Source organism: Saccharopolyspora pogona (assembly GCF_014697215.1).
Classification (GTDB): domain Bacteria; phylum Actinomycetota; class Actinomycetes; order Mycobacteriales; family Pseudonocardiaceae; genus Saccharopolyspora; species Saccharopolyspora hattusasensis.
On sequence record NZ_CP031142.1, the window covers coordinates 7050004 to 7068737 of the forward strand.

Here is an 18734-nt window from a genome sequence, read left to right on the forward strand (position 1 = left end):
TATCGGCGCACCGGACTACGACACGCCGACGGTCCGCGATTTCCATTGAAATCGGACCTTCGATTTCCATTGAAATCGCGGCAGACCTCGGTCAGCCCCGCGCGCCGGAGTTGCGGGCGACGTCCATGACGTACTCGCCGTAGCCCGACTTGGCCTGCTTCGCGCCCAGTGCGAAGCAGTCGTCGGCCGAGATGTAGCCCATGCGCAGGGCGATCTCCTCCAGGCAGGCGATCCGCACGCCCTGCCGGTGCTCCAGCACCTGCACGAACTGCGAGGCCTCCACTAGCGAGTCGTGGGTCCCGGTGTCCAGCCAGGCGAAACCGCGGCCCAACTTGGTCAGGTGCGCCCGGCCCTCCTGCAGGTAGGCCAGGTTGACGTCGGTGATCTCCAGCTCGCCGCGGGCCGACGGCGCGAGCCCCTTGGCGATGCGCACCACGTCGTTGTCGTAGAAATACAGGCCGGTGATGGCCATGTTGGACTTCGGCTGCTCCGGCTTCTCCGCGATGGACACCAGCCGACCGTCGTCGTCCACCTCGCCGACGCCGTAGCGCTGCGGGTCGCGGACCGGGTAGCCGAACAGCGTGCAGCCGTCGAGGTCCCGGACGCATTGCTGGAGGATCCCGGAGAAGCCCTGCCCGTAAAAGATGTTGTCGCCGAGCACCAGCGCCACCGAGTCGTCGCCGACGAAGTCGGCACCGATCACGAACGCCTCGGCGAGCCCGTTGGGCTGGGCCTGCTCGGCGTACTCGATCTGGATGCCGAATTGCGACCCGTCCCCGAGCAGCCGCTGGAACAACGGCATGTCGGCCGGGGTCGAGATCAGCAGCACGTCCCGGATGCCGGCCAGCATCAGCACCGACAGCGGGTAGTAGATCATCGGCTTGTCGTAGACCGGGAGCAGCTGCTTGGACACGGCCTGCGTCAGCGGATGCAGCCGAGTCCCGTTGCCACCCGCCAGCACGATCCCCTTCACCCGGATACCTCCAGTGGTGGATTACCGGAAATTCTCGAACTGGAGCGCGACGTCGAAGTCGCTCGACTTCAGCAGCTGGATCACGGCCTGCAGGTCGTCCTTCTTCTTGCCGGACACCCGCAGCTGCTCGCCCTGGATCTGGGCCTGCACGCCCTTCGGGCCCTCGTCGCGGATCTTCTTGGAGATCTTCTTCGCGACGTCCTGCGAGATGCCCTGCACGACCTTGCCGGTGGCCTTGTAGGTCTGGCCGGAGCTGGCGGGCTCGCCCATGTCCAGCGCCTTCAGCGAGATGCCTCGCTTGATCAGCTTCTCCTTGAAGACCTCGATGGCAGCCTTGCAGCGCTCCTCGGTCTCCGACTCCAGCACCACGGCTTCCTCGCCGGACCACTGGATCTTGGAGCTGGTGCCGCGGAAGTCGAACCGGTTGGCGAGCTCCTTGGCCGCCTGGTTCAGCGCGTTGTCCACCTCTTGGTGGTCCACCTTGCTCACCACGTCGAAGGACGGGTTTGCCACCTGTCTACCTCCCGTTGGGCCGCAGCAGCGGATCTGCGAATCATCTGCGGATACACGCTACCGGGCGGCGCTGTGGGCTTGGTCCCGGTCGCGATGCCCGGCGTGCCCGGTGCGCAAAAAAAACCAACCCCGCCACCAGGTCGTCTGGTCACGGGGTCGGTTTTGTGGGTGCCAGGTGGAGGATTCGAACCTCCGAAGGCAATGCCGGCTGATTTACAGTCAGCTCCCTTTGGCCGCTCGGGCAACCTGGCGTGCGCGCCAGCATTGCTGGCTTGCGAAGAAAAGAATACATACCACCTGCCACCGGTTTCGCAGGGGGTTCCCCGCTCAATCCTCCTCGGGACGGAAGACGAGCGCGTCAGCCTGCGTCAGGCCCACGTCGAGCGCCGTGCGGGCCACCTCAGGCAGTCCGTCGCGGAAACCCGGGCCGGCTGCCTTGACCAGTACCATCAGCCGCTTGGCGAGGCCGCGGGCCTGGGTGAGGCGGATCTCGTCGGCCGCCAGGACCTGGCGGGAGTCGGCGATCAGCTTGCGGTAGCGGTGGTTGAGCTCGGCGTGGCCGTCGACGACCTCCAGCGCGCTCGCCAGGTCCGCGAGTTCCGCCGTGCTGACCAGGACAAAGTACGGATCGGGCACGGAACCGCAGCCTAGTTGACCCACCTCCGGCGGTCGTCGGTCCGGCCGGGCGGGCGTTTGGCGCATTGTCGGCAGCGCCGTCAGCAGCGCAGATGCCCGACTAGCCTGGATGCATGGCCATTGACCGAGCAGGTCGCGCGAAGCGGCGGCGGGAGCGGCGCGCTGCTGAGCAGCCCCCCGGCGAGCGATCTGTGGAGCAGCGCCGGACGGCCTCCGCCGCGCTGGGCGTCGAGGGCCTGTTCAGCGCGGGGGCCAAGCACCAGCTCGAGCAGCTCGCCTGGGTGGAGGTCGTGAAGGAGGACGACCGCGAGGCCGGCGGCCCGCTCGACCTCGACTCGGATGTCGTCCACCTGGAGCGAAAGCACCGGTGAGCGCTCACCGCTCTGCGAAGGCCCAGCCGCTCCAGCACGTGACCCGGACCATGATCAGCGTGCCGGTCGGCGGGGTCTCCCGGTACTGCGGGTACTTCGCCACGAGCGCGGCGAGCAAGTCCGGGTGCGCGGCGCTTTCGGCCAACTCGGCCTCGCCGTCGGCGCGGACCCACCACAGGCGGGACCAGTCGTCCTCGTAGTGGTCCACGAGCAGAGCCACCCGCGGATTCGCCGCGATGTTGCGCAGCCGCTTGAGGTTCGCGGTCCGCTTCGGCTTCCGGTCCACTGCGGTGACGATCACATCCCCGCGCGTCACGAAGACGACCGGCACCAGGTGCGGTCGTCCCAGCTCATCGGCGCTGGCCAGGCGTGCCACCCGAGCCTGCGCGAACCAGTTGCGTGCCTGCTGTTGGCTGATGCGCATCGTCCGGTCCGGTCCGTATGTTCGAAGTGTGCCTTCGGCTCCATCCACCCCAGGGTCCGCCACCGTCGTCGGCCCCGGCTACCGCGATCAGCAGTACTGGCTCCGTTACCAGGACTTCTTCCCCGGTGCGCTCCGGATCACCGAGGAGAACGCGCCCGCCGAGCAGTGGTTGCCGTGGCGCGGCACCGTGGTGCACCTCGACCGCATCGCCCGCCCGCAAGCGCCGACCAAGCTGATCGCGCTGCACGGAGTTGGCACCTACGGCCGCATGCTCGCCCCGTACGGGCGGCTGCCGTCGCTGGTGGACCTCGAATTCATCGCCCCCGACCTGCCCGGCTTCGGCCTGACCTCCACGCCCCGGCGTGGCATCACCTACCAGGACTGGGTGTCCTGCGTGCTCGACCTGGTCGAGCACGAGCGGTCCCGCGACGAACGGCCGATCGTGCTGCTCGGCATCAGCACCGGCGGCCGGCTCGCCTACGACGTCGCCGCCAAGGCCGGCGGCACGGTGGCCGGGGTCATCGCCACCTGCCTGGCCGACCCGCAGCGCGACGAGGTCCGGCGGCGGCTCGCGGCCCGGCCGGAAATGGCCCAGTGGGCCGGGCTGCTGGCGCTGATCCCGAAGCCGTTCTCGACGGTGCGGGTCCCGGTGCACTGGCTGTCGAACATCGCCGCGGCGTCCAACCACGGCCAGTTCGCCAACCTGGTGTGGGCCGACACCATCGGCGGCGGGAGCTGGCTGACGCTCGGCTTCGCCCGCAGCTGCCTGGCCGCGCCGCCGGCCGTGGCGCCGGAGGACTCCGCGGGGCCGCCGCTGCTGCTGGCGCACCCCGACGAAGACCGGTGGACGCCGTCGCTGTTGTCCCGGCAGTTCTTCGACCGGATCGCCGCGCCCACCCGCTTCGCGTCGCTCAAGGGCGCCGGCCACCTCCCGGTGGAGGAATCGGGGCTGGCCGATCTGGACTGCGCGATCCGGGATTTCCTGGACGAGTTCGGGCTGCAGCAGTAACGGTCCGCTTCCGTCGATTGCGTACGGTGTTCGGACCGATCGGTTGCTGCGGGGATCATCACAAAGTGCTGCGCTCGCGCTTCGCGAAGCCCCACGGATCGTGGTGCTAGTTGAAAGCTGTCATATCTTTGCAGGTCAACTCGCGGCGCCGGGCGATCATGCCATCGCGGACCACGTGGATCAACGCCGGTGCGTGCGTCCGGCACATCCGACGGGAGCCATTGGCCCCTGGTGATCCGTGCTGTAGTGCGTCACGATCGGCGACGGCAATCGTGTGGGTGCGCCCGTGCCACCGGGTGGGAGGAGCGTGGATGATCGAGCGTCACCGCTCCCTCGCTCCGCAATCCAACCTAGAAGCTGCTCGCCCGCCGGTGCGCGCCGAGGTGGATCCGGTCCGGCGCCGGATGTTCACCGGCTTCTCCTTCGTGGTGCTCGTCGTCGGCGTGCTCGCCTCCGCGGCGACCTCGGCGTGGTTGCCCTTCCAATACCGCTCCGACCTGCTGTTCATCGGGCCGCTGCTGGCCATGGGCTTCCTGCTGGCCGAACAGCTGACCATCGACGTCGACGTGAAGCGGGTCGGCTGGACCATCTCGTTCACCGAGATTCCGCTGATCCTCGGGCTGCTGACGGTGCCGTTCGAGGTGGTGCTCGCGGCGAACCTGCTGGCCGGGCTCGGTGCGCAGGTCGGGCGTCGTGCGGCCACCCACGTGGTCTACAACGCGGGCGTGCTGTGCCTGGAGATCGCGGTGCCGTTCGCGGTGGCGAACGCGGTCAGCTTGGCGCTGACCGGGGTGGCCCCGGCCTGGTTCGGCCCGGTCATCGGAACCCTGACCTCGCCGCTGGTCAGCTGCGCTTTCGCGCTCGCCGCGCTGCACGTGCTGGGCGGCGCGATGCGGGTGTCCGCGGGGGTGCGGCTCGCGGTGAACACGCTGGCAGTGGGCCTGCTCAACACGTCGGTCGGCCTGGTCGGCTACGAGGTCTCGATCAGCACCCCGTGGGGTTGGCTGCTGGTGGCGCTGGTCGCGGTGGCCGTGATCGGCCTGTACCGCGCCTACTCCGGCCTGCTGCGCGAGCAGCGCGACCTGGAGGCGCTCAGCGACGTCAGCCTCAGTGTGGCCCGCTCCGGGCAGACCGCCCCGCACGGCCCGTCCGACTCCGTCGCCGGCGAGCCGGAGGTGTCGGTCAGCGAGTGGGAGCCAGTCGCGGAGCGGATCCGGGAGCAGCTCAACGCGACCCGGGTGGTGCTGCGGCTGCGGCTGAACCCCAGCGGGGAGGTCAGCATGCTGGTCGCGGGCGAACCGCTGCCCGAGCTGGCGGAACAGGCCGCGCCCTCGGCGCTGCGCGACGACCCGCTGCTCCAGCTGCCGGGCAGCCACGTGCGTTCCTTCCGGACGCTGGAGGCGCCCGAAGAGGTGCGGCGGGCGCTGCGCCAACGCGGCGCGTACGAGGCGCTGGTCGTGCCGCTGCGCGGCGCGAGCCAGCTGCTCGGTGCCGTCGAGGTGCACGACCGGGTCAGCCGGTGGCGCGGCTTCGGCCGGGCCGACGTGCGGCTGCTGCACACCCTGGCGAGCCATCTCGCGACCGCGATGGACAACCGGCGGCTGCTCGCGAGGCTGCGCCACGACGCCTACCACGATCCGCTGACCGGACTGCTCAACCGCACCGGATTCCGCGAGATGGCGGCCGCGGAACTGCACAACGGGCGTACCGCGGTCGTGCTGCGGGTGGACCTCGACGTGCTCACCACGGTCAGCGAGGCCCTCGGCTACACCTGGGGCGACCGGATGATCGTCGCCGCCGGGCGGCGGATGCAGGAGGCGCTGGGAGAGGCGCCGCTGGCCCGGCTCGAAGCGAACTCCTTCGCGGTGCTCCTGCTGGACCACAGCGAGGCCCAGGCGCACGGGTTCGCCCGGCATCTGCGGGAGGTGATCGCCGAGCCGTACCCGCTGGACCGCATCGTGGTGGAGGCCGCAGGCGTCGCCGGGTACGCCTCGTCCGCGCCTGCGGACGGCGAGTGCGAGACCGACATCGACACCCTCCTGCAGCGCTCCGATGTCGCGGTCCGGGCGGCCCGCAACGGCGAGGACGGCGTGCGCGGCTACGCCCCCGCGATGGGCCAGGTCTTCCTGCGCCGCTTCCAGCTGGTCACCCAGTTCCGGCAGGCGCTGGACTCCGGACAGGTCGAGGTGCACTACCAGCCGAAGGTCGCGCTGCCTGTCCGCCAGGTGGTGGGCGCCGAGGCGCTGGTGCGCTGGTCGCACCCGGAGTACGGGCGGCTGGACCCGGACGAGTTCGTGCCGCTGGTGGAGGCGACCGGCCTGGTCGACGCGCTCACCTTTTTCGTCATGGAGTGCTCGCTGGTCAAGATCCGGCAGTGGATGGACCGCGGGTTGCGGATGTCGGTGGCGGTGAACTTGTCGGTGCACAACCTCGCCGACGAGACCTTCCCGGACCGGGTCGGCGAGGCGCTGCTGCGCCACGACATCCCGCCGGAGCTGCTCACCTTCGAGCTGACCGAGTCCGGCGTGATGGCCGACCCGGAGCGCTCGCTGCCGTTGCTGCGCCGGTTGCACGCGATGGGCGTGGTGCTGGCGGTGGACGACTTCGGCACCGGGTACTCGTCGCTGGCCTACCTGCGGCAGCTGCCGGTGGACGAGGTGAAGATCGACAAGAGCTTCGTGCTCGGCATGGGTACCAACCTCGGCGACATGGCCGTGGTCCGCTCCATCGTCGAGCTCGGGCACTCGCTGGACCTGGCGGTGGTCGCCGAGGGCGTGGAGGACGACGCCGCGCGCGACCAGCTCGTGAAGATGGGCTGCGACGTCGCCCAGGGCTACTTGATCTCGCGGCCGCTGTCCGAGGAGCGGTTCGAGGCGTGGCTGCAGGCCCGCACCAAGCGCGACCGCGGTGCCCGATCCGAGACCGTCCTCACACTCCTGCACTGAGGCTGGCTTTCGGTGGTTGCTGCCGATCCTGGCCCGAAAACCGCGCCGTGACCAGTGTTTTCGCATGAACGGACCCCCTGTTTCGAGGGGGTGCGGGTGGTGTGTAAAGTTCTAGACGTTCCGCAAGGAAACGCCCCAATAGCTCAGTCGGCAGAGCGTCTCCATGGTAAGGAGAAGGTCTACGGTTCGATTCCGTATTGGGGCTCGAAAGGCAGCTGCGGTGCTCGGTAAACTGGGTGCTGTGGCTGTTTTGCGTGGGATATCCTGCGTCGGCTGAGACGCCAGGTGCGTGCACCTAGGTTTCCAGCATGGCGGTGTAGCTCAGTCGGTAGAGCAAGCGGCTCATAATCGCTGTGTCGCCGGTTCAAGTCCGGCCACCGCTACCAGTCACGGGTTCGCTCGGGTCTCCAGCGAACCGTTCCGGAGTACCACCGAGACAGAGAGGCACCCCCGTGGCCGCCACCGACGTTCGACCCAAGATCACGCTGGCGTGCGAGGAGTGCAAGCACCGCAACTACATCACCAACAAGAACCGGCGCAACGACCCGGACCGCTTGGAGATGAAGAAGTTCTGCCCGAACTGCGGTACGCACAAGCTGCACAAGGAAACCCGCTGACCGATCGGGTGGGCCCTGCTCGTGCTTCGCGCTTCGCCGGGGCTCGGTCAGGGTGTTATTGGGGGCCGAGCCCCCAAGCCCGCACGGTGCGGTGGTCGGCTCCTCGCGTGGGGTGCCGTCCCCCGGCCTGATCATCGACCAGCTCTTGGTCGAAGCTTCGAGCCCGTCCCCAACAGGGGGCGGGCTTCTTGCATTCCGGCACCAGGTGATCGTAGTGAGCGAAGGCGCCGCGTGGATCGCCGCCTGGATTGGGTTTGGTGAGGGGCGCCCGTGCTCCGGTTGCTTGGGCGCGGGTGTCCTTCACCTGGTCGGGTAGCCTGCGGGCGTGCCGCTTGACCAGTCATTCATCGGACGTGAGTACCCGCCCACCGCGCCCTACGAGGTGGGCCGGGAGAAGATCCGCGAGTTCGCCGCGGCGATCAAGGACGACTCCCCGCTGTACCGCGACGCCGACGCCGCCAAGGCCGCCGGATACCCGGACGTGATCGCGCCGCCGACCTTCGCGGTGATCCTCTCGATGGCCGCGCACGACGCGATCGTCGAGGACCCGCAGCTCGGCCTGGACTACAGCCGCGTGGTGCACGGCCAGCAGGACTTCACCCACCACCGGCCGATCCGGGCCGGTGACCGGCTCGTCACGGTGGTGCACGTGGACGGCATCAAGGCCCGCGCGGGCAACGACTTCCTGACGGTGCGGGCCGAGATCGGCACCGTCGACGGCGAGCCGGTGTGCACCGCGAAGTCGACGCTGGTAGCCCGCGGCACCACCGAAGAGGGGGAGGGCGCATGAGTAGCCCTGTGTCAACCCGAGTCCTCCTCAACCGCACCTCAGGGGAACGTGACGCAAACCAGCCACAAGAAACCGCGAAATGCGAGATTGAGCCGGACGTAACCACAACTGTGAAACGCGGAGAGGCGGAACTGGCATGAGCGCGCGGATGTCCGAGGTCGCCGTCGGCGACCAGCTCCCGGGGCTGAGCGTGCCGCTCACCCGCGCCGACCTGGTCCGCTACGCGGGTGCCTCCGGCGACTTCAACCCGATCCACTGGAACGAGCGGTTCGCCACCGAGGTCGGTCTGCCGGACGTGATCGCCCACGGCATGCTCACGATGGCCGTCGCCGGTCGCCTGGTCAGCGAGTGGACCGGCGATCCGGGCGCGATCGTGCACTACGGCGTGCGGTTCACCCGGCCCGTCGTGGTCCCCGACGACGGCGCCGGCGCGCTGGTCGAGGTGTCGGGCAAGATCGCGAAAAAGAACGAGGACGGCACGGTCAAGGTCAACATCACGGCCCGCAGCGCGGACCAAGGAGTCCTCGGCGGCGCCACGGCCACCGTCCGCCTCTCCGAGTGACCGAATAACCAGGGCGCGAGTGCCCCACTCGACCCACGAACGGGTCGCACGCGCCCTCGATCGCGTTAAAAGTGAAGGGCACCTCCGACCGGCGACGCCGGCTGGAGGTGCCCTTCACCCGTTGAACGACTACTTGGCTTCGCCGAGGAGTTCTGCCATCCGGGCCACACCGGTGACGAGGTCCTCGTCACCAAGGGCGTAGGAGAGGCGGAAGTAGCCCGGCGTGCCGAAGGCCTCGCCCGGCACCACCGCGACCTCGGCCTGCTCCAGGACCAGGCTCGCCAGCTCCACGCTCGTCTGCGGGCGGACGCCGCGGATCTCCCTGCCCAGCAGGCCCTTCACCGACGGGTACGCGTAGAACGCGCCCTGCGGCTCCGGGCAGCTGACGCCGGGGATCGCCGAGAGCAGCTCGACGATCTTGCGGCGGCGGCGGTCGAACGCCGAGCGCATCTCCAGCACCGCGTCCAGCGATCCGCTGACGGCCTCCAGCGCGGCCCGCTGCGAGACGTTGGCGACGTTCGATGACAGGTGCGACTGCAGGTTCGTGGCGGCCTTGATGACGTCCGGCGGGCCGATCATCCAGCCCACCCGCCAGCCGGTCATGGCATAGGTCTTGGCGACCCCGTTGAGCACCACGCAGGTGTCGGCGAGCTCCGGCACCACGGCGGGCATCGACACGTGCCGCGCGTCGCCGTAGACCAGGTGCTCGTAGATCTCGTCGGTGACCACCCAGATGCCGTGCTCGACGGCCCAGCGGCCGATCGCCTCGACCTGCTCCGGCGGGTAGATCGCGCCGGTCGGGTTGGACGGCGAGTTGAACAGCAGCACCTTGGTGCGCGGGGTCCGCGCGGCCTCCAGCTGCTCGACGGACACCAGGTAGCCGGTCGACTCGTCGGCGGGCACCACCACCGGAACACCACCCGGCAGGGTGATCGCCTCCGGGTAGGTGGTCCAGTACGGCGCCGGTAGCAGTACCTCGTCGCCTGGGTCGAGCAGCGTCTGGAACGCCTGGTAGACGGCCTGCTTGCCGCCGTTGGTCACCAACACCTGGCTGGCCTGCACGGTGTAGGCGGAGTCGCGCAGGGTCTTCGCGGCGATGGCCTCGCGCAGCTCCGGCAGGCCGGCTGCCGGGCTGTAGCGGTGGTTCTTCGGATCGGAGCAGGCGGCGATCGCGGCGTCGACGATCGGCTGCGGCGTCGGGAAGTCCGGCTCACCGGCGCCGAAGCCGATCACCGGCCGGCCGGCGGCCTTGAGCGCCTTCGCCTTGGCGTCCACGGCCAGCGTGGCGGACTCGCTGATCCCGCCGATCCGCGCGGACACCCGCGCCTTGGTCCCTTGGTCTGTCTGAGGTGCGGCCATGACAGCATCCTGACAGACCCGGCGTGTCGTCGGACACGCTCCCCACCAGCGGCGAAGTTATTCATGGACCCGTACCGGGGGGTGCCGTTGGAGCAAGGTCGTCGGCGTGCCGTACACTTTCGTACCTGGGATGCCTGAACACCGTGGAACCCCGGTTCCACGGCCGGTGGTGGGCGTCCCGAATGCGGTCGAGTTCTAGGGCCGCAAAGGGGTGTAGCTCAATTGGCAGAGCAGCGGTCTCCAAAACCGCAGGTTGCAGGTTCAAGTCCTGTCACCCCTGCGTCGATGCGACGGTGAGCGGAGGATGGGCGTGAGCGAGGACCGCGAGCAGGAGCAGGACGGAGCGCGCGAGAACGCCGCCCGTCCGTCCAGCGCCGCGGCGCGGCGCGAGCGCCGCGCTTCCGCCCGCCCGGCCGGCCGCAAGGGCCGGTCCGGCGAGTCGGGTTCGGCTGAAGCGAACTCGACCCGCACAACTGAGTCGAAGGGTCGGCCAACCCCGTCGCGGGATGGCCGACAGGGCCGGGTTTCGCTGTTCCGGAAGATCGGACGCTTCCTGCGTGAGGTCGTCGCCGAACTGCGCAAGGTCATCTGGCCGACGCGCAAGGCGCTGGCGACCTACACCCTCGTGGTGCTGGTCTTCGTCAGCATCATGGTGGCGTTCGTGGCCGGCGTGGACGTGCTCTTCGCCAAGGGTGTGGGCTGGCTGTTCGGCTCCGGCTGAACATCTCCGGCCCCGCGCTAGGTGGTGCCGGCGGCGGAACGACGACCCGGCACGCAACGCACGAGAGGAAGCGAGACCGACTGTGACCTCCCACGAGGGCCAGGAATCCACCGGCCTCACCGACGAGCAGGTGCAGCCCGAGGCCGAGCAGGCCGAGGCGACCGCGGACTCGGTCGACGCAGTCGATTCCGCCGACGGCGCCGACTCCGGCGAGGACACCGGTTCGGCCGACGAGACCGAGGCGCCAGCCGAGGCCGAGGAGGCCCCGGATGCTGACGAGACCGGCGAAGCCGGTGAGGAAGCGGCCGGGGAGCCCGACCCGGTCGAGGAGCTGCGCGCAGCGCTGCGACGCGCGCCCGGCGACTGGTACGTCGTGCATTCCTACGCGGGCTACGAGAACAAGGTCAAGACCAACCTCGAAACGCGGGCCCAGACGCTCGACGTCGAGGACTTCATCTTCCAGGTCGAGGTGCCGACCGAAGAGGTCACCGAGATCAAGAACGGCCAGCGCAAGCTGGTGCAGCGCAAGGTGCTGCCCGGCTACATCCTGGTTCGGATGGAGCTCAACGACGCGTCCTGGAGCGCGGTGCGCAACACGCCGGGTGTCACCGGCTTCGTTGGCGCCACCTCCAAGCCGTCGCCGCTGACCATCGACGAGGTGCTGAAGTTCCTCGCGCCGCAGGTCGAGAAGAAGGCCGAGCCGGGCAAGAAGGGCGGCGCGCAAGCCGCCGCCAAGCCCGCGGTCGAGGTCGACTTCGAGGTCGGCGAGTCGGTGACCGTCATGGACGGGCCGTTCGCGACGCTGCCCGCGACGATCAACGAGGTCAACCCGGACGCCCAGAAGCTCAAGGTGCTGGTGTCGATCTTCGGCCGCGAAACCCCGGTTGAGCTGTCGTTCAACCAGGTTTCCAAGATCTGACCGCCCTCCCGCGGTGCGGGAGCGCGGCGGCTGCGCGCGGATCTGGCAGGACCCGCGCGCAGAACCGGGCGAAGCCACCGTTTCGTGGTCTCGCCAGATTCGGCCCCGCCACTAGGTGGGGCCGGGCAACCGGATAGCGAAGACACAGGAAGCAAACATGCCGCCCAAGAAGAAGAAGCTCGCAGCGATCATCAAGCTGCAGATCCAGGCCGGCCAGGCCAACCCGGCCCCGCCCGTCGGCCCGGCGCTGGGTCAGCACGGCGTCAACATCATGGAGTTTTGCAAGGCCTACAACGCCGCTACGGAGAACCAGCGTGGCAACGTCGTGCCGGTCGAGATCTCCGTGTTCGAAGACCGCTCCTTCAGCTTCGCGCTGAAGACCCCGCCGGCGGCCAAGCTGCTGCTCAAGGCGGCGGGCGTGGCCAAGGGCAGCGGCGAGCCGCACAAGACCAAGGTCGGCAAGGTCTCCATGGACCAGGTCCGCGAGATCGCGCAGACCAAGATGTCGGACCTCAACGCCAACGACATCGATCAGGCCGCCAAGATCATCGCCGGCACCGCCCGGTCGATGGGCCTGACGGTCGAGGGCTGACCGAAGCCGGAAACGGCGTGTGGGAGGGCTCCAGCGCAGCCCGACCAACCACAACTGATCCACCTGGGATAGGGACAGAAATGGCAAAGCGCAGCAAGGCATACCAGCAGGCGGCCGAGCTGATCGATCGCGCGCGGCTGTACGCGCCGACGGAAGCGGCCGAGCTGGCGAAGAAGACCGCCAAGGTCAAGTACGACGCCACCGTCGAGGTGGCGCTGCGGCTGGGCGTCGACCCCCGCAAGGCAGACCAGATGGTCCGCGGCACCGTGAACCTGCCGCACGGCACTGGTAAGACTGCCCGCGTCATCGTGTTCGCCGTCGGGGACAAGGCCGCCGAGGCCGAGGCCGCCGGGGCGGACGCGGTTGGTTCCGAGGACCTGATCGAGCGCATTCAGGGCGGCTGGCTCGATTTCGACGCGGCGATCGCCACCCCGGACCAGATGGCCAAGGTCGGCAAGATCGCTCGGGTGCTCGGCCCGCGCGGCCTGATGCCGAACCCGAAGACCGGCACCGTCACCCCGAACGTTACCAAGGCGGTCGCGGACATCAAGGGCGGTAAGATCAACTTCCGCGTCGACAAGCAGGCGAACCTGCACTTCATCATCGGCAAGGTGTCCTTCGACACCGAAAAGCTGGTGGAGAACTACGCGGCGGCGCTGGACGAGATCCTGCGTGCCAAGCCGTCGGTGTCGAAGGGCCGGTACCTGAAGAAGGTCACCTTCAGCACCACGATGGGCCCGGGCGTCCCGGTCGACCCGAACGCGACTCGCGGCATCACGGCCTCGGCCTGATACCCGAAGTTCCGCCGAGAAGGGCGGGCCGCTCCCCGGAGCGGCCCGCCCTTCTCGCTGGCGGGGCCAATTTCGCGAGAAATTGACCTTCACCCGGGTGAAGGTCAATTTCTCGCGAAATTGCGCGATCCTCGTCGATCAGCCGCCGCAGCTGGAGGTTTGGAGGGTGTAGGCGCTGATCGCCCAGCCGCCGTCGGGCTGTTGGGTGAGCTTGAAACTGCCGAGCCGGGGCCCGCCGTTGACCTGCATCCGGCAGCCGAGGACCTGGGCCTCCGGGCCGACGATCGTCACCGCGTTGTGGTCGAACTTCGGGTTGGCGTAGGCGTTCGGGTCGCTGATCTGGCCGTGCACCTGGCGCGCCGCGGTGGCGCAGTCCGGGGCCTGGTGGGCGGCGGCGAAGCCGGACTTGCCCGTGGCGTCGAACAGGTCGCAGGTCCGCTCCGGGCTCGGCCCGCGCAGCCAGTTGTAGACGCCGCGCACCGCCTGCTGCGGGTTCTCCGACTTCACCGGCACCGAGTCGATCGGCACGCCGTTGCTGCCGGTGCCGGTGCTGTCGCCGCCGGAGCCGCCGAAGAAGGAAGTGGTCAGGCTGTTGTACAGGTAGTTGAGCAGCAGCAGGGCCAGCAGCAAGTAGATGAGGCGGCGGACCAGCTTGTAGCGCAGCAGTCCCAGCGCCCGCTTCCACCAGGGCTTCTTCGGCGTCGCCGCCGGGGGCGCGGCGGGAGGTGGGGGCGCGACGTCGCGGCCTTGCGACTGCTGCCATTCGCGGAACTTCTGGAATTCCCGGAACTGCTGGTACTGGCGGAATTCCGCGTCGTCGGCGGGTTGCTGCGGGCCGACGGGCGGGGCTGTGGGCGGATCGGCGGCCACGACGTCGCTTTCGGCGACCGAGCTCTCCACGACTTCGGCGTCGACAACCTCCGCCGAGTGCGGTTTCGCCGGCAGGTTGGCGCCGGGCTCCGGGCGGTGCGACTCGTTCTGATCAGCCACGCCCCACATGATGCCCGCCCGTGGCGCCGAGGTCACCACCGGTGATCCGGTATCTCGCGGGCGCGCGCCGCGAACTGCGAACTTCATCGGGAAGGTCTAGTACCCGCAGGAACCGGGGTGCCTGGCGGGCGTGGAATCGGGTCGCGTATTCTGGTCGAGGTTCCACCCAAGACCGCTGGTCTTCTCCGTGCTCCGCGAGGGGCGGGGAGAACTAAGGTCCCGTGAGATGCGGGCGGCCCGCGCAGGAGGGACGAGGCTATCGTTGCGTGCTCAGCGCGCCCATGATCTTGACGCCCCGTGCTTTCTGTGCCGGGGCGTTTTGTCGTCTCAGGACCGGCTGGATGCGGATCACAGTCGGAAATAGAGAGGAGGCGACATGGCGAAGCCCGACAAGGTTGATGCGGTCAGCGAGATCGCGGAGCGGTTCAACACCGCGACCGCTGCAGTCGTGACCGAGTACCGCGGGCTGTCCATGGCGCAGCTGTCTGAGCTGCGCCGTGCCCTCGGTGTGGGCGCGACGTACCGTGTCGCGAAGAACACGCTGGTCAAGCGTGCCGCCGAGCAGTCCGGCGTCGAGGGCCTCGACGACCTGTTCGTCGGCCCGACCGCGATCGCCTTCGTGGAGGGCGAGCCGGTCGACGCGGCCAAGGCTCTGCGTGAATTCGCCAAGGACAACAATGCCCTGGTGATCAAGGGCGGTTACATGGACGGCCGCGCGCTGTCCGTGAACGAGGTCGAGAGCATTGCCGAGCTCGACTCCCGCGAGGTCACCCTGTCCAAGTTGGCCGGTGCCATGAAGGCCAAGATGGGCCAGGCCGCCGCGCTGTTCGCCGCGCCGGCGACCCAGGTGGCTCGGTTGGCTGTCGCCCTGCAGGAGAAGAAGGGCGACGCCGACGCCTGAGTCCCCAGTGGACGTGGTTGTCGGTCGTAGAAGAACCCCACCCGGACACTGCCGGTGCCCGGGCATCAAACGGAAAGGAACGCCGCCGTGGCGAAGCTGAGCAACGAAGAGCTGTTGGACGTCTTCAAGGAGATGACCCTCCTGGAGCTGTCGGGGTTCGTGAAGCAGTTCGAGGAGACCTTCGACGTCACCGCCGCCGCCCCGGCCGCGGTCATGGCCGGCCCGGCCGCCGGCGCTGCCCCGGCCGCTGAGGAGCAGGACGAGTTCGACGTCGTCCTCGAGGGTGCCGGCGAAAAGAAGATCCAGGTCATCAAGGTCGTCCGCGAGATTGTCTCGGGCCTGGGCCTGAAGGAGGCCAAGGAGCTCGTCGAGGGCGCCCCGAAGCCGATCCTGGAGAAGGTCGACAAGGAGAAGGCCAACGAGGCCAAGGCCAAGCTGGAAGAGGCCGGCGCTTCGGTCTCCCTCAAGTGAGCATCTGACTCGCTGTAAGAAGGCGGGCACTCGCTGTTGCGGGTGCCCGCCTTCTTTTGTTTCGGGGAATTGCGGAATTGCGTCTACCGGACAAATCTTGCGTCCGTTCGAATCCAAGTGAACTCGCGAGTAACCCGTTCGCGTCGGGCTCGTTGCACAGGTGTGACGCCGACGGCCTTCGTTAAGCGCGTCACATGTGCCAGGCTGCCTTTCCGGGAACGAACGGTGGGGCGAAACCGAGGAACGCGGAGGTTCGGATGGGCGTCGAGGTGGTTGTCGACGGACTGTCGAAGTCCTTCGGCGCGCAGGCCATCTGGCGGGATGTCACGCTGACGCTTCCTCCCGGTGAGATAAGCGTCCTGCTGGGTCCTTCCGGAACCGGGAAGTCGGTTTTCCTGAAATCCCTGGTTGGACTGCTGAAGCCGGAGCACGGCAAGGTGGTCATCAACGGGGTGGACATCTGCATGTGTTCGGAACACGACCTGTACGAGATCCGGAAGCTTTTCGGCGTGCTGTTCCAGGACGGCGCGCTGTTCGGTTCGATGAACCTGTACGACAACATCGCTTTCCCGATTCGCGAGCACACCCGCAAGAGCGAATCCGAGATCCGCAGCGTGGTGCTCGAGAAGATGGAGATGGTCGGTCTCATCGGCGCCGAGGAGAAGCTGCCCGGCGAGATCTCCGGTGGTATGCGCAAGCGGGCCGGGCTGGCCCGGGCGCTGGTGCTGGACCCCGAGATCATCCTGGTCGACGAGCCCGACTCCGGTCTCGACCCGGTTCGCACCGTGCTGCTGAACCAGCTGATCGTCGACCTGAACGCGCAGATCGACGCCACGATCCTGATCGTCACCCACGACATCAACACCGCCCGGACGGTGCCGGACAACATCGGCATGCTCTACCGCCGAAACCTGGTGATGTTCGGCCCACGCGAGGTGCTGCTGACCTCGGCGGAGCCGGCGGTGGTGCAGTTCCTCAACGGTCGCCCGGACGGCCCGATCGGGATGAGCGAGGAGAAGGACGTCGGGGAGACCGACCTCGCGCGGCTGAGCGAGGTCAGCGTCCCGCCGATGATGCCGCAGCTGGACGTCTCGCCCGGCCTGCCGGAGCGGACCGCGGTGCGCCGCCGCAAGGACCGGGTGCTGCGCCAGTTGCGGATGCTGTCCCCGTCGGCGCAGCAGGAGATCCTGAAGACCCTCACCCCGGACGAGCTGGCGCTCTACGGCTTCTCGGCGCCCGCGACGGGATCGTGGCCGCAGCGCACCGAGCCGGTGCAGGCCCAGCCGGACCGGTTACTCCCGGCGCAGGTCGCCGACGTGCCGCCGCAGCCGCGCCCCACGCCGTACCCCCGGCAGCCGCAGCCCGAACCGGAACCGGAGTCGGAGGTGCCGCCGTGGGCCGCCGGGTCCCAGCCGGAGGAACTGGTCGAGACGCCGCGGCGCCGCTGGTTCGGCCGCAAGCGGGGTGCGCAGTGAGCACGCCGTCCCAGGTGCGGTTCCCGGGCGCGGGCGGACTGCGGGAGACCGGCCGGCTGTTCGCGCTCGCGCTGGACGTGGTCCGGGCGATGCCCCGCCGGCCGTTCCAGATCCGCGAGTTCATCCAGCAGTGCTGGTTCATCGCCAGCGTGACGATCCTGCCGACCGCGCTGGTGTCCATCCCGTTCGGTGCCGTGATCGCGCTCCAGCTCGGCTCGCTGACCAGGCAGATCGGCGCGCAGTCGTTCACCGGCGCGGCGAGCGTGCTGGCGATCATCCAGCAGGCCAGCCCGATCGTGACCGCGCTGCTGATCGCCGGGGCCGGTGGTTCGGCGATCTGCGCGGACCTGGGGTCCCGGAAGATCCGGGACGAGATCGACGCGATGGAGGTCCTCGGCATCTCGCCGGTCCAGCGGCTGGTGGTGCCGAGGGTGCTGGCCGCGATGCTGGTCGCGCTGCTGCTCAACGGCATGGTCAGCGTGGTCGGCGTGGTTGGCGGTTACACGTTCAACGTGATCATGCAGGGCGGCACGCCCGGCGCGTACATGGCGAGCTTCAACGCGCTGGCGCAGCTGCCGGACCTGTGGATCGGCGAGTTGAAGGCGGTGATCTTCGGATTCCTGGCGGGAGTCGTGGCGGCGTACCGCGGCCTGCACCCGCCGCCCGGCCCGAAGGGGGTCGGCGACGCGGTGAACCAGTCGGTGGTGATCACCTTCCTGCTGCTGTTCGCGGTCAACTTCGTCCTGACCACGCTCTACCTGCAACTCGTGCCGGCAAAGGGAATGTGACATGCGGACGAGCCTGATCCCCGAATGCCAGGCGGGCCTGACATGGTGACGGTTTCGCAGCGCGCGAAGCGCGCGGCCCGGCGGCCGCTGGAGATGCTGGACGACCTGGGCGACCAGATGTCGTTCTACCTGCGGTCGCTGGCGTGGATCCCGTGGGCGATCACCCGCTACACCAAGGAGACGCTGCGGCTGCTGGCCGAGGTGAGCTTCGGCAGCGGCGCGTTGGCGGTGATCGGCGGCACGGTCGGCGTGATGATCGGGCTGACGCTGTTCACCGGCACGGTGGTGGGCCTGCAGGGGTTCGCGGCGCTGGACCAGCTCGGCACCTCGGCGTTCGCCGGGTTCGTCTCCGCGTACTTCAACACCCGCGAGATCGCGCCGCTGGTGGCGGGGTTGGCGCTGTCGGCCACGGTCGGTTCCGGCTTCACCGCGCAGCTGGGCGCGATGCGGATCTCCGACGAGATCGACGCGCTGGAAGTCATGGGCGTGCCGAGCCTGCCGTACCTGGTGACCACGCGGGTGATGGCCGGGTTCATCGCGGTCGTCCCGCTGTACGTGCTGGGCCTGCTGACGTCCTACATCGCCGCCCGCGCCGTCACGATCTACGTCTACGGCCAGTCCGCGGGCACCTACGACCACTACTTCAACCTGTTCCTGCCGCCTGAGGACGTGCTGTGGTCCTTCGGGAAGGTGCTCGTCTTCAGCGTGGTGGTGATCATGACGCACTGTTACTACGGCTACCGCGCCAGCGGCGGCCCGGCCGGGGTCGGCGTCGCGGTGGGCCGCGCCGTGCGGACCGCGATCGTGACCACGGCACTGCTCGACTTCTTCCTCAGCCTCGCGATCTGGGGCACCACGACGACGGTTCGGATCACCGGATGAGTACC

21 protein-coding genes and 4 tRNA genes are annotated in these 18734 nt (G+C 68.8%); 18 read left to right on the top strand and 7 right to left on the bottom strand.

What is annotated here, in order from left to right; all coding sequences use genetic code 11:
* Positions 1-91: 91 nt before the first annotated feature.
* From rfbA to DL519_RS33080, 4 genes are all read right to left on the bottom strand, one after another.
* On the bottom strand, positions 92-973 hold the full coding sequence (gene rfbA, locus DL519_RS33065; RefSeq protein WP_190820654.1) for a glucose-1-phosphate thymidylyltransferase RfbA: 882 nt from the start codon (positions 971-973) through the stop codon (positions 92-94).
* 21 nt (positions 974-994) lie between these two features.
* Positions 995-1486, bottom strand: coding sequence for a YajQ family cyclic di-GMP-binding protein (locus tag DL519_RS33070; protein ID WP_190820656.1), 492 nt, complete (start codon positions 1484-1486; stop codon positions 995-997).
* Between the two features lie 169 nt (positions 1487-1655).
* Positions 1656-1737, bottom strand: a tRNA-Tyr gene (locus tag DL519_RS33075).
* Positions 1738-1813: 76 nt separating this feature from the next.
* Entirely contained in the window at positions 1814-2122 is a 309-nt protein-coding gene (locus tag DL519_RS33080) for a hypothetical protein (protein WP_223839867.1), read from the bottom strand.
* 113 nt (positions 2123-2235) lie between these two features.
* On the opposite strand from DL519_RS33080, the gene DL519_RS33085 reads away from it, so the two are divergent.
* Positions 2236-2493: a hypothetical protein gene (locus tag DL519_RS33085; RefSeq protein WP_190820658.1), complete on the top strand. Its 258-nt coding sequence runs from the start codon at positions 2236-2238 to the stop codon at positions 2491-2493.
* 4 nt (positions 2494-2497) lie between these two features.
* Here the strand turns inward: DL519_RS33085 and DL519_RS33090 are convergent, their stop codons facing one another.
* Positions 2498-2917, bottom strand: a complete 420-nt coding sequence (locus DL519_RS33090; protein WP_190820659.1) for a TIGR03668 family PPOX class F420-dependent oxidoreductase — start codon at positions 2915-2917, stop codon at positions 2498-2500.
* A gap of 28 nt (positions 2918-2945) precedes the next feature.
* Between DL519_RS33090 and DL519_RS33095 the strand changes: the two genes are divergently transcribed.
* From DL519_RS33095 to DL519_RS33125, 7 genes are all read left to right on the top strand, one after another.
* Positions 2946-3926 carry an alpha/beta hydrolase gene (locus DL519_RS33095; protein ID WP_223839868.1) on the top strand — a complete coding sequence of 327 codons (981 nt, stop codon included), beginning with the start codon at positions 2946-2948 and terminating at the stop codon, positions 3924-3926.
* 311 nt (positions 3927-4237) lie between these two features.
* On the top strand, positions 4238-6871 hold the full coding sequence (locus tag DL519_RS33100; protein WP_190820663.1) for a putative bifunctional diguanylate cyclase/phosphodiesterase: 2634 nt from the start codon (positions 4238-4240) through the stop codon (positions 6869-6871).
* A gap of 132 nt (positions 6872-7003) precedes the next feature.
* Positions 7004-7076: transfer RNA gene (locus DL519_RS33105), tRNA-Thr, on the top strand.
* A gap of 105 nt (positions 7077-7181) precedes the next feature.
* Positions 7182-7257, top strand: a tRNA-Met gene (locus DL519_RS33110).
* A 66-nt stretch (positions 7258-7323) separates the two neighbouring features.
* The gene (gene rpmG, locus DL519_RS33115; protein ID WP_010315521.1) at positions 7324-7488 is read left to right on the top strand and encodes a 50S ribosomal protein L33; all 165 of its coding nucleotides are present in this window, start codon (positions 7324-7326) and stop codon (positions 7486-7488) included.
* A gap of 325 nt (positions 7489-7813) precedes the next feature.
* Complete coding sequence (locus DL519_RS33120; RefSeq protein ID WP_190820665.1) at positions 7814-8278, top strand: MaoC family dehydratase N-terminal domain-containing protein; 465 nt, start codon at positions 7814-7816, stop codon at positions 8276-8278.
* 136 nt (positions 8279-8414) lie between these two features.
* The gene (locus DL519_RS33125) at positions 8415-8840 is read left to right on the top strand and encodes a MaoC family dehydratase (RefSeq protein WP_190820667.1); all 426 of its coding nucleotides are present in this window, start codon (positions 8415-8417) and stop codon (positions 8838-8840) included.
* A gap of 129 nt (positions 8841-8969) precedes the next feature.
* Here DL519_RS33125 and DL519_RS33130 read toward each other — a convergent pair whose 3' ends face one another.
* A complete protein-coding gene (locus DL519_RS33130) occupies positions 8970-10199 on the bottom strand; it encodes a pyridoxal phosphate-dependent aminotransferase (RefSeq protein WP_190820669.1) in 1230 nt (409 codons plus the stop codon).
* A 207-nt stretch (positions 10200-10406) separates the two neighbouring features.
* On the opposite strand from DL519_RS33130, the gene DL519_RS33135 reads away from it, so the two are divergent.
* The 5 genes from DL519_RS33135 (at position 10407) to rplA (ending at position 13222) form a co-directional block, all read left to right on the top strand.
* Positions 10407-10479: transfer RNA gene (locus DL519_RS33135), tRNA-Trp, on the top strand.
* A gap of 30 nt (positions 10480-10509) precedes the next feature.
* The gene (gene secE, locus DL519_RS33140) at positions 10510-10920 is read left to right on the top strand and encodes a preprotein translocase subunit SecE (protein ID WP_010315511.1); all 411 of its coding nucleotides are present in this window, start codon (positions 10510-10512) and stop codon (positions 10918-10920) included.
* Positions 10921-11002: 82 nt separating this feature from the next.
* The gene (gene nusG, locus DL519_RS33145; protein WP_190820671.1) at positions 11003-11839 is read left to right on the top strand and encodes a transcription termination/antitermination protein NusG; all 837 of its coding nucleotides are present in this window, start codon (positions 11003-11005) and stop codon (positions 11837-11839) included.
* Between the two features lie 157 nt (positions 11840-11996).
* Positions 11997-12431, top strand: a complete 435-nt coding sequence (gene rplK / locus DL519_RS33150; RefSeq protein WP_190820673.1) for a 50S ribosomal protein L11 — start codon at positions 11997-11999, stop codon at positions 12429-12431.
* 80 nt (positions 12432-12511) lie between these two features.
* Positions 12512-13222 carry a 50S ribosomal protein L1 gene (gene rplA / locus DL519_RS33155; RefSeq protein WP_190820674.1) on the top strand — a complete coding sequence of 237 codons (711 nt, stop codon included), beginning with the start codon at positions 12512-12514 and terminating at the stop codon, positions 13220-13222.
* A 138-nt stretch (positions 13223-13360) separates the two neighbouring features.
* On the opposite strand, the gene DL519_RS33160 is transcribed toward rplA, so the two are convergent.
* Positions 13361-14221 (bottom strand): hypothetical protein, encoded by an 861-nt coding sequence (locus DL519_RS33160; protein ID WP_190824372.1) that lies wholly within the window; start codon positions 14219-14221, stop codon positions 13361-13363.
* A 367-nt stretch (positions 14222-14588) separates the two neighbouring features.
* Here DL519_RS33160 and rplJ point away from each other — a divergent pair, with 367 nt between their 5' ends.
* The 5 genes from rplJ to DL519_RS33185 all read left to right on the top strand — a co-directional run bounded on the left by rplJ (position 14589) and on the right by DL519_RS33185 (position 18729).
* Positions 14589-15113 (top strand): 50S ribosomal protein L10, encoded by a 525-nt coding sequence (rplJ, locus tag DL519_RS33165; RefSeq protein WP_190820675.1) that lies wholly within the window; start codon positions 14589-14591, stop codon positions 15111-15113.
* Positions 15114-15200: 87 nt separating this feature from the next.
* The gene (gene rplL, locus DL519_RS33170) at positions 15201-15584 is read left to right on the top strand and encodes a 50S ribosomal protein L7/L12 (RefSeq protein WP_190820676.1); all 384 of its coding nucleotides are present in this window, start codon (positions 15201-15203) and stop codon (positions 15582-15584) included.
* 257 nt (positions 15585-15841) lie between these two features.
* Positions 15842-17059 (top strand): ABC transporter ATP-binding protein, encoded by a 1218-nt coding sequence (locus DL519_RS33175; RefSeq protein WP_190820677.1) that lies wholly within the window; start codon positions 15842-15844, stop codon positions 17057-17059.
* On the top strand, positions 17056-17847 hold the full coding sequence (locus DL519_RS33180) for an MlaE family ABC transporter permease (RefSeq protein ID WP_190820678.1): 792 nt from the start codon (positions 17056-17058) through the stop codon (positions 17845-17847). The genes DL519_RS33175 and DL519_RS33180 overlap by 4 nt, the downstream gene beginning before the upstream one ends.
* 42 nt (positions 17848-17889) lie before the next feature.
* Entirely contained in the window at positions 17890-18729 is an 840-nt protein-coding gene (locus tag DL519_RS33185; RefSeq protein WP_190820679.1) for an MlaE family ABC transporter permease, read from the top strand.
* Positions 18730-18734 lie beyond the last annotated feature (5 nt).